The sequence below is a fragment of the Pseudomonas sp. AOB-7 genome (genome assembly GCF_003696305.1).
Taxonomy (GTDB): domain Bacteria; phylum Pseudomonadota; class Gammaproteobacteria; order Pseudomonadales; family Pseudomonadaceae; genus Aquipseudomonas.
Genome location: NZ_RFFK01000002.1, coordinates 390264 through 404106, shown reverse-complemented (window position 1 = coordinate 404106; position 13843 = coordinate 390264). Strand labels below are relative to the sequence as shown.

Here is a 13843-nt window from a genome sequence, read left to right as displayed (position 1 = left end):
GCGGCGACATCTGGCTAGAATCGCCGTTATCGTCATCAAGGAAGTTGCCATGCTCAAGCCCGCTGCCCTGTTTGTTCTTTCCTTCGCAGCCGGTCTGGCGCGGGCCGAGCCGATTTCCTACGCGAACGACGTCCAGCCCATCCTCACCCACAAGTGCGTGGCCTGCCACGCCTGTTACGACGCGCCCTGCCAACTCAACCTGGGCAGCGGCGAAGGGCTGATGCGCGGCGCCAGCAAGCAGCCGGTGTACGACGGCACGCGGGCCAAGGCGCAAGCCACTTCGCGCCTGTACCTGGATACCCAGGGCGAGGCCGCCTGGCGCCAGCGCGATTTCCACTCGGTGCTCGGCGACGGGAACGGCCAGGCCGCATTGCTCAAACGCATGCTGGAACTGGGGCGCAGCCAACCGCTGGAAGCGGGCGCCAAGCTGCCGGAGGCCCTGGACATCTCCATCAACCGCAGCAACAGCTGCCCGCTGCCCGGCGAGTTCGCCGCCTATGCCAAGAAAAATGCTCACGGCGGCATGCCCTTCGCCGTCGCCGGCCTGAGCGACGCCGAGTACGCCACCCTGCAGCAATGGCTGGAGCAGGGCGCGCCGGTGACCGAGCAGGCCCTGTACCCCAACGCCACCGAGCGTCGGCAGATCGCCGAGTGGGAGGCCTTCCTCAACGCCCCCGGCGCGCGGCAGAACCTGGTGTCGCGCTGGCTCTACGAGCACCTGTTTCTCGCCCATCTGCATGTCGACGGCGGCGAGCCGGGGCATTTCTTCCAGCTGGTGCGCTCGCGCACGCCCAGCGGCCAGGCCATCGATCCGATTGCCACGCGCCGCCCCAACGACGACCCGGGCACCGCGTTCCACTATCGCCTGTGGCCGATCCAGGGCGTCATCGTGCACAAGACCCACATCACCTATCCGCTGAGCAGCGCCAAGCTGGCGCGGGTCAAGGAACTGTTCTTCGCCGAGGACTGGCCGCTGGACGCGGTGCCCGGCTACGGCGCGCAGCGCCGCGCCAACCCCTTCGAGACCTTCGCCGCGATCCCGCCGCGGGCGCGCTACCAGTTCATGCTGGATAACGCCGAGTACTTCGTGCGTACCTTTATTCGCGGCCCGGTGTGCCGCGGACAGATCGCCACCGACGTGATCCGCGACAATTTCTGGACACTGTTCCAGGACCCGCAGCACGACCTCTATATCACCGATGCCGACTATCGTGCCCAGGCCACGCCGCTGCTGGCGATGCCCGGGCAGTTCGACGAGATCGGCGACCTGCCCGGGCTGTGGCGCAATTATCGGGACAAGCGCAACCACTACGAAAACCTGCGCAAGGACGCCTACGCCGACGCGCCGCCGGCCGACTGGGCGCATATCTGGAGCGGTAACGACAACGCGCTGCTGTCGATCTTCCGTCAGCACGACAGCGCCTCGGTGCGCAAGGGGCTACTCGGCGAGATCCCGCAGACCCTCTGGTGGATGGACTACCCGCTGCTGGAGCGCACCTACTACCAGTTGGTGGTCAATTTCGACGTGTTCGGCAACGTCTCGCACCAGGCGCAGACCCGCCTGTACTTCGATCTGATCCGCAACGGCGCCGAGGTCAACTTCCTCCGCCTGCTGCCGGCCCAGGCGCGCAAGGGTTACCTGGACGACTGGTACCAGAACAGCGGCAAGCTGAAGATGTGGCTGGATTACACCGCGGTCGACCACCGCACGCCCAGCGCGCTGGCGCTGGACGGCGGCGATCCCAAGCGCCAGTTCGCCGAGCAACTGCTGCAGCGCCTGGCCAAGCTCAATGCCCGGCCCGACCCGATCAACCGCTGCACCGGCGCACGCTGCTACCGTGAGGGGCTGGCGGCGGAGCTGCAGCACGCCGAGCAGGCGCTGGCGCGCCTGGCCAGTCGCCCGGCCGGCGGCCTGCGGGTGATCGAGCAACTGCCGGAGGCGACCCTGTTGCGGGTCGAGCTGAGCGACGGCTCGCGCGAGGTCTACAGCCTGCTGCGCAACCGTGCGCACAGCAACGTGGCCTTCATGCTCGGCGAAGAGCTGCGCTACCAGCCGCGCCTGGACAGCCTGACCATCTACCCGGAAGTGCTGAGCAGCTACCCGAACTTCCTGTTCAGCCTCAAGGCCGAGGAGATGGACGCGTTCGTCGCGCAGATGGAGCGCGCCGCCGATGCCAAGGCCTTCGAGCGCATCGTCGAACGCTGGGGCATTCGCCGCAGCCACCCCGAGTTCTGGCGCTATTTCCACGACCTGGCCGAGCATATCCGCGAGACCCAGCCGCTGGAGGCCGGCGTGCTGGACATGAACCGCTACCAGAACCTGTAGCTTGGGCTTCGTCAGCTCGGCACCCACCTATGGCGACCAACCAATCCCGGCGGTCGCCATAGCTGCAATTAATTCCTACTAATTTGCTTGGGCTTTAACCGCGCAACGCACTGGCGTACACTGCGCCCATGTTTGCGAGGAGTTGCCATGAGCGCCATCACCATTACCCAAGCCGCCGAAGACTACCTGGCCGAGTTGCTGAGCAAGCAGGACACGCCGGGCATCGGCATCCGCGTGTTCATCACCCAGCCGGGCACGTCCTATGCGGAAACCTGCATTGCCTACTGCAAGCCGGGTGAGCAGAAGCCTGAAGACACCGCCGTCGGCCTGGCCAGCTTCACCGCCTGGATCGACGCGGTCAGCGAGCCCTTCCTCGAAGACGCCGTGGTCGACTACGCCACCGACCGCATGGGCGGCCAGCTGACCATCAAGGCGCCGAACGCCAAGGTGCCGATGGTCAACGAGGACAGTCCGCTCAACGAGCGTATCAACTATTACCTGCAGACCGAGATCAACCCCGGCCTGGCCAGCCATGGCGGCCAGGTGACTCTGGTCGACGTGGTCGACGAAGGCATCGCCGTGCTGCAGTTCGGCGGCGGCTGCCAGGGCTGCGGTCAGGCCGACTACACCCTCAAGGAAGGCATCGAGAAGACCCTGCTCGAGCGCATTCCCGAACTCAAGGGCGTGCGCGACGTGACCGACCACAGCAACCGGGAAAACGCCTACTACTGAGGCACCCAGTTGCGAGCCAAATGAAAAGGCGACCCATGGGTCGCCTTTTTGCTGCCTGGCTGGGTGCATCGGCTTAGCCGGCGGCCTCCAGCAGGCCACGCCTGGCCGGCAGCAACATCAGCATGGCCAGGCCTACCAGGGGCAGGATAATCAGGTTGATCGCGTCCCAGCCAAGGCCGCTGATCAGCGCGCCGGCGGTGAACGCGGCACAGGCCGCCATCAGGCCGTTGAGCAATTCCATCAAGCCTTGGGCCTGGCCACGTTCCGTGTCGCTGTGGCCTTCGGCCAGCAGGGTGGTGCCGGCGACCAGCATCAGGTTCCAGCCCAGCCCGAGCAGCAGCGAGCTGAGCAGAAAGTGTAACTGCTGCAGGCCGGCCAAGGCTATGGCGGCACTTGCCAGCAGTATCACCCCGCCCAGCACGGCTACCCGCCGGCTGCCGAGGCGATCCACTAAGGGGCCCGCCAGAAAGGCCGGGAGGAACATGCCGAGCATGTGCCATTGAATCACCTGGGCGCTGCTGGCCAGGCCAAATCCGCAAAGGTTCATGGCCAAGGGCGTGGCATTCATCACCAAGACCATCAGCCCATTGCCAATCGCCGTGGTGGCGATCGCCGCGCGTACCACCGGGCGGCGCAGCAGCAGTCTCAGCTCACCGAGGCCAGCCTTGGCCCGGCGCGGTGCAGTGCCCTCCGGTAGCTTCATCATCAGTAACGCAGCGAGCGCTGCCAGTATCGCGATCAGCAGGTAGGCGCCGACAAAAGGCGTGCTCAGGGCGGAGCGCGCCCACAGCGTCATACTCGGTACCAGCACGGCCGCCAGTACGCCGCCGCCAATCACATAGGCACTGGCGCGGCCCTTGTGCGCCTCTTCGGCGGCTTCCAACGCGGCAAAGCGGTAGTACATCGCCGACGCTTGATAGACGCCAATGGGCAGTGCACCCAGGCAGAACAGGGCGAAATCGGCCAGCCAGACGCCCAGTGCACTGAGCAAACCGCCCACCACGCCGGCACCGGCGCCGAGCAGCAAGCCGGGGCGACGACCATGGCGCTGCATAAACAGCGACAAGGGTTGTACGGCGAACAAGTTGCCCAGCATCCACAAGCCCAGTGGCAGGGTCGCCAGGGCATTCAAGGGGGCCAGTTGCAGCCCCACCAGCGCGGTCAGGGTGATCCCGATCATCGAGCAGGACCAATACAGTGCCTGGCCGGCAAACAGTATGCGGATCGAAGGGTTACGTATCAGCAGCATCAGCTGGCTCCAGATAACGACTAGGGTCTCGAGGTATCTTGCTTCTAGTCGCAGTCGGCGGACTTGAGCACCCGCTGACAGGAGGCCGGGAAACGCTCCAGATTTTCGGCTGGACGGATCGGTCGCCTGACCAGTTCGCCGCCACAGTTCGGGCAGCTGCCGTGCAGAACCCGCTCATTGCAGGCACTGCAGAAGGTGCACTCGAAGGAGCAGATCAGTGCGTCCAGGCTGTCGGCCGGCAGGTCGCGGTCACAGCATTCGCAGTTGGGGCGCAGTTCAAGCATGGACGTTCTCCTGGCGCTGGCCGAAGCGCTGCAGGTAGTCCTGCGGGCTGACGGCCAGGTGTTTGTGAAAGCTGCGCCGCAGGTTCTCGGCGTGACCGAAGCCGGTCAGGCGCGCCACCGTGGCGATCGAGGCCTGAGCGTCCTGCAGCAGGTTGCGTGCGGCCTCCAGGCGGACGCGCTCGACGTAGCGGCCCGGCCCCATGCCCAGTTCCTGGCTGAACACCCGCGACAGGGTGCGCGGGGTCATGCGTGCCTGGGCGGCGAGCGCCTCGAGCGACAGGTCGTCGCCGAGGTGGGCGGGGATCCATTCGAGCAGGGTCGCCAGGCGCGGCACGCGGCTTGGCTCCGGGCTGAGCAGGGCGCTGAACTGTGCTTGTCCTCCGGGCCGGCGCAGGAACATCACCAGGCGGCGAGCGACCGCCAGGGCCATGGCCCGCCCCAGATCGGCCTCCACCAGCGCCAGGGCCAGGTCGATACCGGCGGTGACCCCGGCGGAGGTGAAGAGGTGCGCGGCACCGCCCAGGTCGTGCGGGTCATAGGTGTGCAGGCAGTCGCCCAGCACCTCCACCTCTGGATATCCCTGACGCAGGGTCTCCACGTCGGCCCAGTGGGTGGTGGCGCGGCGCCCGTCGAGCAGTCCGGCGGCGGCGAGGATCAGTGCGCCGGAGCAAACCGAACCGAGCCGGCGCACGCGCGGCTCGTTCTCGCGCAGCCAGGCCAGCAGCGGCGCATTGGCGCATTGCCGGCTTTCGCCCAGACCGCCGGGAACCAGCAGGGTATCCAGGGTTGCGCCGCCGAGCTGGCGCCAGCTGCCGTCGGCCACCAGCTGGAAACCGGCGGAGGTGTTCACCGGGCCGGCCTCGTCGGCCAGCAGGCGAATGCGGTAGCAGGGTGGCAGGCCCTGGCGCTGGCGTTCGACGTTGGCCGAGGCGAATACCTGCAACGGCCCGCTGACGTCCAGGCTCATGACGTCGGGGTAGATCAGGCAGGCGATGGTTCTGAGCGCGTCCATGAGGGCCTCCTTGGGAATTGGAGGCAGTCTGCGCCGGCAGGATCATGGCAACAAGGACAATAAGCCCACAGATATTGCCAAGGGGTAGCAAAACTCAGGGGGCGCCGGGCGGCGCCCCGAACGGGCTTACTCCGGCATGCTCCAGGGCGCCAGGTCGAAGCCTTGGCGACGCAGTTCCTCGCGGGAGCGCTGCAGGGCATCGGCCAGTTGTTGCGGGTCGCTGTAGGTGGCGCTGGACAGCTGGGTGCGACCGAGCAGGCGGGTGCTGGTGCGGTCGATGACGCTGATGCTGACGACGCCGGTGCCGTCCTGCTGGGCCCAGGCCACGCACTGGAACGGGCGGAAGGCGCGATCGGCAATCAGCAGGGCTTCGTTAAAACGCAGCGGGGTGTTCATGGGGTCGGTTTCTCCGAGTTGATCCCAGCAATAATGGCGGCCAGCGGTTTATTGAGTTGGCCTGTCAAAGCTGTTGATGAACGCAGTCGACCTATAAGTCACACGGTACCGAAAAAAGTTTTAACGCAGTTGGCAAAAGTGTCCGGTAAAGAAGTTTCAACGTCGCGCCCTTTACAACTTTCTGCCGCGAAAGTTCCTTTTTCCTGTTTCGCTCTACCGGCTGCAGGCCTGGAACCGCGCGCCCTGTGGCTCAGGGCGCAGCATTGCGTTGATGGCGATAAGCGCTCACCGCCTCATATACCGCCTGGCGCAAACGGTTGATACCGCCAATCGGCCGATGTTCCGGCAGGGCATGCCAGGGATTGAAGGACAAATTGTCGCAGAACAGATTCTGTTCGCGACTATCGAAGTCCTGGGCCGGCACGCTGACACGTGCCACGCTTTCGAACGGCGCGATCTTTTCGTCCCACTCGACGCTGGTGTCTTCGATGGGCATGTAGTACTGCGGATTCTGCCTTTGCACCTGCAGTTCGAAGCAGGCCGGCGCGCGATCCAGCGACAGTTGCTGGTACAGCGCGTTGCGCAGGAAGTTGGGCAGGGCGCTGTTCTGCTCCGGCAGTTGGTAGGGTGGACAGTGCTGTGGCGCCGGCACCACCCGGTACTTGATGTTGTGCGGGCCGAGCTTGAACGGCGCGATGGAGTTGTAGGTGGTCGCCACCGGGCTTTCCGGCGCCGGCGCCAGGGTTCTCAGGGCGATGATCAGATGGCGGATTTCCCAGCTGCGCGGATCCCAGCTGGGCAGGAAGGCCAGCACCTTCTTGCCGTCGGCCTGGGCGGCGAAGTTGCTGCGGTATTCGGCCACATCGCGCACGAAGAACACCGGATGGTTGAACATCACGAAGTCCTGTTCGCCGGCATGCGCAGGGCTTTTCATCAGCTTCTCGCCTGGTACCTCAAGCAGCTTGATGGCCATGCCGCGGGCATCGCGGGCGCGGTCGAACTGCGGGTAGGCGTTGCCGTTGGACAGGCGCATCCAGGCTTGCCAAGTGTGCCCCGGCTCGCTGAATACGCCATGACGCAAGCTCTCGTCCAGATCGTCCAGCACCTGCACTTCGGCCTTGACGCAGCCATGTGCCTTGGCGTGGGCATCGCGCAGCACACGGGTGTTGTCGCGGTGCTGTTCGACGATGCGCACGGCGTCTTCGATGATCAGTCGGGTCAGCGTCGCTTCGTCCGGCGGAATCTGTTCTTCGCTGGAGACCGGGCCGGAGAACTTCCAGGCGTAATAGAGTTCACCCAGCGCCCAGGCGAGGCCGGCGAGGATGAGCAGCAGGGCCAGCAGCCGGCCGAACAGACGGCAGAACCACAGCCAGAGCGTTTCGAGCATCGGATGTCTTCCTTCAGTCGGGTTCAGTTCAGGCCCGCGCACTCGGGCCCCGGTGTCCAGGCCTTGGCCGGCACGTTGCTGAGCTGGCTTTCCAGTTCGGCGTTGCCGAGCACCTTGAGGTACTCGATCAGCGCCAGGCGTTCCTCCGGCGCCAGGGCGCGACCGATCACCCCCTGCTGGCGGCAGCCGTCGCGGAACTCATGGCCGCCGTTGCCGTTGCCGGTGATGCGGGTGTCGAACAGGAAACCGCCGGGGAAAGGTTCGCTGCGGTAGCCGACGCGCACCGGGTCGAACTCGAAGTTGCCGACCCAGAACTGCGTCTGCCGTTCGTACACCGGCGAAAGCAGCTCGAACAGGTTGGCCACCGAGCCGTTGTGCAGGAAGGGCGGGGTGGCCCAGATGCCGTCCAGCGGACGGGCCTTGTAGCCGCGCTTCTCCTGCACGCCGATGGACAGCCCATAGCCGTCCATGCGCCAGCGCTGGCGCGGGGAGATGCCGGCGTCCTGATAGGCGCGGTTTTCCACGTAGGCGGTGATATAGGCCAGGCCCTTGGCGCTGGAGATGCGTTTGAAGTCGACCTCGTCGAGGCTGGCGCCGAACAGCTGGACGTCCAGCCGCGACAGCTCGGCCTTGGTCCAGCCCAGGCGGCTGATGTCGAAGCGGTGGTCGGCGATGTTGTCGGCGGTGGTCGGGTCGGTGCCGACGATGGCAGTCGGCACGATGCGCATCTTCCATTCCGGGTCGCGCGCCGGCGCCAGGCGCTGGTCGCGCGGCTTCGGATCGGGGGCGTGGCAGTAGGCGCAGTTTTCCGTGTACAGCGCCTTGCCGCGACTGGCCAGCGGCAGATCGAGCTGGCCGAAGACGGCCTGCGGCCACTTCGGCGGCTGCAGTTTCTTCAGGGTTTCTTCTAGGGTATGCAGGTCGTGCAGGCGCACACTGGAGGCATAGCGCTCGGCCTCGGCGACGCCGTGGCCTTGCTCGTCGAGCAGATGCAGGCTGGCGCCGACGCCCAGCGCCTCACCGACGTTGCGCGCCATCGGTTGCATCGCCGAGCCGTTCCACTGCACCCAGTCGAACTTCCAGATGTCCCACAGCTGTGGGTAGCTCACCGGGGCATTGGCGATGCGGTAGTTGGCCTCGTCGAGGGCGTCACCGAACACGGTATTGGCGATGCGGCCGAAGGCATCGGTGCGGCCGAAGCCTTCCTCGGTGGGATACAGGCCGCGGTGCCAGTCGTTCTTCGCCGTGGCCAGCAGGCGGTCGAGTACCTGCTTGAAGTCCTTGCGCAGTTCGTCACGCCCCTGCGGGTACTGCTCGCCGAGCACTTCGCGGGCGAAGCGGCGGAACTTCAGCGGGTTGTAGTAGGTGAAGGCCATGCTCATGCCCAGGGCCTGGCCGAAGCCGCCGCCGCGCAGGGTCGGCACGGTGGAGGCCAGCGAGTGCAGGGCGGCGCCGCCGTCGATGCGCACCGCCTGGCCCTGGTAACGCAGCTCTCCGGTGTGGCAGGCGGCGCAGCTGATGTCGAGGAAGTGCTCGCCGCTTTCGTCGTCCTGGTGGCGGGCGAAACCCACCGGCAGGTTGCCGGGGTTGAGGGGCGTGGCGCGCTGGTTCGGGTCGGTGAGAAAACCGAAGCGGGCGAGGTATTCGGGGCGGGCGAACTTGGCGCTGCCGAAGGGCATTTCCAGGGCGTTGAACCAGTCGTAGCGCAGGCCTTTTACCGTGGTGCCCTGGGGGGTGTAGTAGTAGGTCTGACGTTCCTCGTCGCTCCATTGTTCGAGGTAATGCAGCTGGCTGGGTTGTTCGAAGGTCGGCAGGTTGGGGTTGGCGATGTAGTAAAGCACCACCGCCAGGCCGATCAGCGCCAGCAACAGGATGAGTTTCAGGGTACGACGGAGCAGACGCATCAGAGACTTCCTTGTGGCGTTCTTATTAATGGGCTTGTTATGCCAATACCGCAGGCGCTTGGCAAGTTGCCATCTTGACGGCTAAGAGAAGTTCGCCATAACCAGCCAGAACAAGTGATATAGAGAAATGTTCCAAGTGCCGTCAAAGTTCTTGCTAGCGTTACAACTATGCGCGCCAAATCATTGTTTTTATTGGGATTACAAATTAATGGCGCCAAGGATGGGATATGTTGGAGGCTGTATCCGTCGCATCCCGCCAGTTGCTGGTGATCGACCCTTGTGACGAGTGCGAACGTCTGCTGCAGCATGTGCAGGCCGCCGGCTGGGCGCTGCGCCGCTGCCGCCTGGACGAGTGCGGCAGCCTGCACGGCGATGTCCTGCTGATCCGCCTGGGCGAGGCGCTGCTGCAACAGCCGCAGGCACTGCAGGCGCTGTTGCGGCGTAGCGCCGCCAGTTGCGTCGCCTTGCTCGATGGGCCGGGCCCGGCCCGGGCCGAGGTCGCCGAACTGATCGGCGAATGGTTCTTCGCCGCCCATGCGCTGCCGTGCGAGGCCGAGGCGCTGCTCGAGTCGCTGGCGCAGGCGCAGGCCACCACGCGCCTGCGCAGCCTGCAGGGCGACCGCCATCCCCGTCAGTTTCTCGGCAACAGCAGCCAGACCCGCGCGCTTCGTAAGCAGATAGCGCGCTGCGCCGGGCTGGAGGTGCCGCTGTTGCTCACTGGCGAACGCGGCAGCGGCAAGGCCCTGCTGGCGCGCCTGCTGCACGAGCGCTCGGCGCGCGCCAGCAAGCGCTATCTGCGTTTCGACTGTGCCGCGCCCTCCGCCGCACAGCTCGAGGCCCGATTGTTCGGCACAGGGGGTGCCCTGGCCGTGGCGGCGGCCGGCACCCTGGTGCTGGAGGATGTCGCCGCGCTCGACGGTGCCGGGCAACGTCGCTTGCTGCAGCACCTGCAGGCGCATCCGGGCCTGCACCTGCTGACCATCAGCCGCGGCGAACTGGAGGCGGCGGTGCGCCAGGGCCGCTTGCGCGACGACCTGTACCGCCTGCTGGCCAGCCAGCAGCTGCAGACCACGCCGCTGCGCGAGCAACGCGGCGACCTGCTGCTGCTGGCCGAGTATTTCGCCAAGGTCTATGGCGCGGTCATCGGTCGGCGCCATCGGCGGTTCAGCGACGAGGCGATCGACGCCATGGCCGAGCACCTGTGGCCGGGCAACGTGCGCGAGCTGCGCAACCGGGTCGTGCGCGCCCTGGTGCTGGCACAGGGGCGGCAGATCCTTGCCCGCGATCTTGGCCTGGAGCCGGGGCAGGGGCAGAGTACGGCGGTCGCCACCCTGGCCGACTACATCCTGCGCGCCGAGCGCCAGGCGCTCAACGACGTGCTGGCGCGCTACACCAACAATATGAGCCAGGCGGCGCGCAGCCTGGGCATTTCCCGCCCGACTTTCTATCGGCTGTTGCACAAGCACCGCCTGCGCTGAGCCGCCACGGCTGTATCGCTGGCGAAACACTGCTAAGGTGCACGGCGCACCATCTTGCCAAGGAGATCGCCATGCACCCGTTCGACGCCGAGAAACCGCCGCAACTGGCCATGCTGCTGGGCTATGCCGGGCTGGTGCCCTTCGTCAGCGGGGCTTTGGGGATCTGGGTGATCCCGCTGGGCTGGCGGCCCTTCGTGCTGGCGGCACTGCTGGATTTTGCCGCGGTGATCCTCGCCTTCATGGGCGCGATCCACTGGGGCCTGGCGATGCGCGCGGAGGAGACCGACGAGAATGCCCAGCTGCAACTGGGCCTGTCGGTGATTCCGCCTTTGCTCGGCTGGGCCGCGCTGGCCAGCGGGCTGCCCATGGCCCTGGCGCTGCCGATCTTCCTCTTGGCCTTTATCGGCCTCTATCTGGCCGACCTGCACGCGGTCAAGGTGGGGCTGGCGCCGCAGTGGTACCCGGCGCTGCGCACGCCGCTGACCCTGGTGGTCTGCGCCAGCCTGCTACTGGCCTGGGCCAGCGTGCTGATCCGCTGACTCCAGCAGCGCCTCGACCCGTTCCAACGCGGCCTGGCGGCGTTGCGACCAATCGCCGGACAGCTCGCAGAACGGCTGGCGGTTGTCCACCAGCCACTGTCGGCAGGCGCGCTGGAAGGCCAGGCGTTCGGCCAGCTGCGGCTGGCAGCGTTGGCCGTCGTCGACCCAGAGCACGCCCTGCGGGTCGAGCAGCAGGTGCAGGTCGTAGCGGCGCGCGCGCAGTTCGTGTTCCAGCCACGGCGGGCAGTCGCCGAACAGGCAGCGGCTCCACAGCAGGTTGCTCAGCAGGTGGGTGTCGAGGATCAGCAGCATCGGGCGCTCGGCCCGCGCGGCATCCTCCCAGGCCAGTTGGCCGCGGGCGATGGCCGGGATATCGGCGTAGCAGGTGTCGCGCCGCTCCCGCTCGATGAAATGGCGCACGTACTCGCCCACCAGCAGGCCGCCGAAGCGTGCCTGGATCTCGGTCGCCAACCAGCTCTTGCCGCTGGATTCGGGGCCGGTCAACACCAGCACCTTCAAGTGCTGGCCCACAGCGCCGGGGCGCGGCGCCAGCTCAGCCAGCCGCTGACAGCCAGCGCGGTGAAGGCGGCGTACAGGCCGGCGGTCAGATACAGCGCGCTGTGCAGGAAGAAGGCGACGTAGCACAGGTCCACGACTATCCACAGCGCCCAGCACTGCAGACGCTTCTGCGCCATCCACAGCTGGGCGATCAGGCTGAAGGCGGTGAGCGTGGCGTCCAACCAAGGCGAACTGGCGTCGGTGTGGGTGGCCATCAGGTAGCCGAGCAGCAGAGCGCCGCCGGCGCCGGCGCTCAGTCCAGCGGCCAGGCCGGCAACACTGAGACTGCTGACCTGACGCCCGTCGTGATGCTCGCCGCCGCGGGTCCATTGCCACCAGCCGTACAGCTGCAGGCCGGCGAACAGCAGCTGCAGCAGCAGATTGGAATACAGCCGCCAGTCGAAGAACAGCCATGCATAGAGCAGTACCATGACCAGGCCGATGGGCCAGCACCAGGGGTTTTGTCGTACCGTCAGCCAGACCGCGACGATGCCGAGACCGGCGGCGATGAGTTCGAGCCAGGACATCCAAGCTACTCGGGAGGGAAAGGGGGAGCGATTGTAGCGATCCGCCTGGCATTCAGCACGCCAGGGTATCGGCCAGGCGATAGAGCATCAGCAGCTTGCGGGTGATGGTCTGCTGGATGTCCTCGCGTTCGAAGCTGGACAGCCGCGGCAGGCGCGCCAGTTGCAGGCGGTGCAGGTGGATATAGGGCATCTGCTGATCGAATTCGCGCAGATCGCCCTTGATCAGCACCGGCAGGAACACATCGCCGACCTTCTTCTGGTTGCTGATGATCTGCGCCAGCGCCGGCTTGAAGGCCATGGTCTTGGGCGCCGGGCCGCCGTCCTTGAGCTGGGTGCCGAGCAGCAGGCCGGGTTTGCCCAGCACCTGGCCCGGCAGCACGCACAGGCCGGTCTTGCGTATGGCCTGGCTGTCGATGCCGTGCAGGGTGTCGTGGAAGGCGTAGGGGTTGGGCAGCACCACCATCTTGCGCCCGAGGTCGCTGGGGAAATGCAGGCTGTAGTTGGTGTACAGCTGGCCCACCGACTCGGAGTAGACGCACAGGCGGTTCTCGAACAGCTTGATGAAGCGCTCGGCCAGCTCGCGGCGGCCCATGCTGTCCAGGTCCCAGATCAGGTCCTGGTTCTGCGGCCGACTGAAGTCGACCTCCTGATGCTCCATGTTGCTCATGCTTGCCTCATACGCGGAACTGCCCCAGTAGGCGGCCCAACTGGTCGGCCAGCTGCTTGAGGTGCTGGCTGGCGGCGCTGGACTGCTCGGCGGCCGCGGCGGTGTTGTGCGCCAGGCCGGCGGTCTGGGTGACGTTCTGGTTGATGTCTTCCACCACATGCGACTGCTCCAGGGTGGCGCTGGCGATCGAGGCGTTGAGCCCGGTCAGGTTGCGTAGCGATTGTGCGATCTGCGCCAGGCTTTGACCAGCCTGGCTGGCCTGTTCCACGGTCAGTTGTGAGGCGCGGCTGCTTTCGTGGATGACCTTGACCGCCGCCTCGGAGTTGCCCTGCAGGCGTTCGATCATGCCCTGGATTTCCGCCGTCGACTGCTGGGTGCGCTGCGCCAGCAGGCGCACCTCGTCGGCTACCACGGCGAAGCCGCGGCCCTGTTCGCCGGCCCGCGCCGCCTCGATGGCGGCGTTGAGCGCGAGCAGGTTGGTCTGCTCGGCGATCGAGCGGATCACCTCGAGCACGCTGCCGATCTGCGTGCTTTCGCTGGCCAGCGACTGGATCACCGCCACCGCCTTGTCGATGGTGGCCGATAGCTGGTCGATCTGGCGCAGGCTGGCCTCGATGTTCTGCTGGCCCTGAATGGCCTGTTCCTCGGCGGCGTGCACCTCGCTGGAGGCGTGCTCGGCGTTCTTCGCCACGTCCTGTACGCCGTAGGTCACCTGGTTGACCGCGGTGGCCACCAGCTCCATCTGCTGCGCCTGCTGCTGGCTGTGCTGTTGCGCCTCGCTGGA

At 66.3% G+C, this 13843-nt stretch carries 14 protein-coding genes; 4 read left to right on the top strand and 10 right to left on the bottom strand.

Translation table 11 applies throughout. The annotated features are described in order from the left end of the window. Positions 1-49 precede the first annotated feature (49 nt). Together EA796_RS06230 and nfuA are read left to right on the top strand one after the other, a co-directional pair. A complete protein-coding gene (locus EA796_RS06230) occupies positions 50-2326 on the top strand; it encodes a fatty acid cis/trans isomerase (protein ID WP_122107957.1) in 2277 nt (758 codons plus the stop codon). Between the two features lie 147 nt (positions 2327-2473). Next, entirely contained in the window at positions 2474-3058 is a 585-nt protein-coding gene (gene nfuA / locus EA796_RS06225) for a Fe-S biogenesis protein NfuA (protein WP_021443630.1), read from the top strand. 73 nt (positions 3059-3131) lie between these two features. Here the strand turns inward: nfuA and EA796_RS06220 are convergent, their stop codons facing one another. The 6 genes from EA796_RS06220 to EA796_RS06195 all read right to left on the bottom strand — a co-directional run bounded on the left by EA796_RS06220 (position 3132) and on the right by EA796_RS06195 (position 9290). Beyond that, positions 3132-4304 carry an MFS transporter gene (locus EA796_RS06220; RefSeq protein ID WP_256679180.1) on the bottom strand — a complete coding sequence of 391 codons (1173 nt, stop codon included), beginning with the start codon at positions 4302-4304 and terminating at the stop codon, positions 3132-3134. A 47-nt stretch (positions 4305-4351) separates the two neighbouring features. Next, complete coding sequence (locus EA796_RS06215) at positions 4352-4591, bottom strand: DUF1272 domain-containing protein (protein ID WP_122107955.1); 240 nt, start codon at positions 4589-4591, stop codon at positions 4352-4354. After that, on the bottom strand, positions 4584-5603 hold the full coding sequence (locus EA796_RS06210; RefSeq protein WP_122107954.1) for a GlxA family transcriptional regulator: 1020 nt from the start codon (positions 5601-5603) through the stop codon (positions 4584-4586). Before EA796_RS06210 ends, EA796_RS06215 begins: the two co-directional genes overlap by 8 nt. A 126-nt stretch (positions 5604-5729) precedes the next feature. After that, a complete protein-coding gene (locus EA796_RS06205) occupies positions 5730-5999 on the bottom strand; it encodes a hypothetical protein (RefSeq protein WP_021443626.1) in 270 nt (89 codons plus the stop codon). A gap of 250 nt (positions 6000-6249) precedes the next feature. Further along, positions 6250-7386, bottom strand: a complete 1137-nt coding sequence (locus tag EA796_RS06200) for a catalase family protein (RefSeq protein ID WP_122107953.1) — start codon at positions 7384-7386, stop codon at positions 6250-6252. 23 nt (positions 7387-7409) lie between these two features. After that, a complete protein-coding gene (locus EA796_RS06195; protein ID WP_122107952.1) occupies positions 7410-9290 on the bottom strand; it encodes a di-heme-cytochrome C peroxidase in 1881 nt (626 codons plus the stop codon). A 227-nt stretch (positions 9291-9517) separates the two neighbouring features. Here EA796_RS06195 and EA796_RS06190 point away from each other — a divergent pair, with 227 nt between their 5' ends. Together EA796_RS06190 and EA796_RS06185 are read left to right on the top strand one after the other, a co-directional pair. Further along, positions 9518-10768 (top strand): sigma-54 dependent transcriptional regulator, encoded by a 1251-nt coding sequence (locus tag EA796_RS06190; RefSeq protein WP_122107951.1) that lies wholly within the window; start codon positions 9518-9520, stop codon positions 10766-10768. 71 nt (positions 10769-10839) lie between these two features. Next, positions 10840-11307 (top strand): DUF3429 domain-containing protein, encoded by a 468-nt coding sequence (locus EA796_RS06185; RefSeq protein WP_021443622.1) that lies wholly within the window; start codon positions 10840-10842, stop codon positions 11305-11307. Here the strand turns inward: EA796_RS06185 and EA796_RS06180 are convergent. Genes EA796_RS06180 through EA796_RS23655 form a run of 4 tightly spaced genes read right to left on the bottom strand, consistent with a single transcriptional unit; the run spans position 11275 to position 13801 of the window. Then, positions 11275-11826, bottom strand: a complete 552-nt coding sequence (locus tag EA796_RS06180) for an AAA family ATPase (protein ID WP_122108013.1) — start codon at positions 11824-11826, stop codon at positions 11275-11277. The two genes, EA796_RS06185 and EA796_RS06180, sit on opposite strands and share 33 nt — an antisense overlap. Further along, the gene (pnuC, locus tag EA796_RS06175) at positions 11823-12392 is read right to left on the bottom strand and encodes a nicotinamide riboside transporter PnuC (RefSeq protein WP_021443620.1); all 570 of its coding nucleotides are present in this window, start codon (positions 12390-12392) and stop codon (positions 11823-11825) included. Before pnuC ends, EA796_RS06180 begins: the two co-directional genes overlap by 4 nt. Before the next feature lie 52 nt (positions 12393-12444). After that, positions 12445-13059, bottom strand: a complete 615-nt coding sequence (locus EA796_RS06170; protein ID WP_021443619.1) for a hypothetical protein — start codon at positions 13057-13059, stop codon at positions 12445-12447. Between the two features lie 7 nt (positions 13060-13066). Then, complete coding sequence (locus EA796_RS23655) at positions 13067-13801, bottom strand: methyl-accepting chemotaxis protein (protein WP_371921460.1); 735 nt, start codon at positions 13799-13801, stop codon at positions 13067-13069. Between the last annotated feature and the right edge of the window lie 42 nt (positions 13802-13843).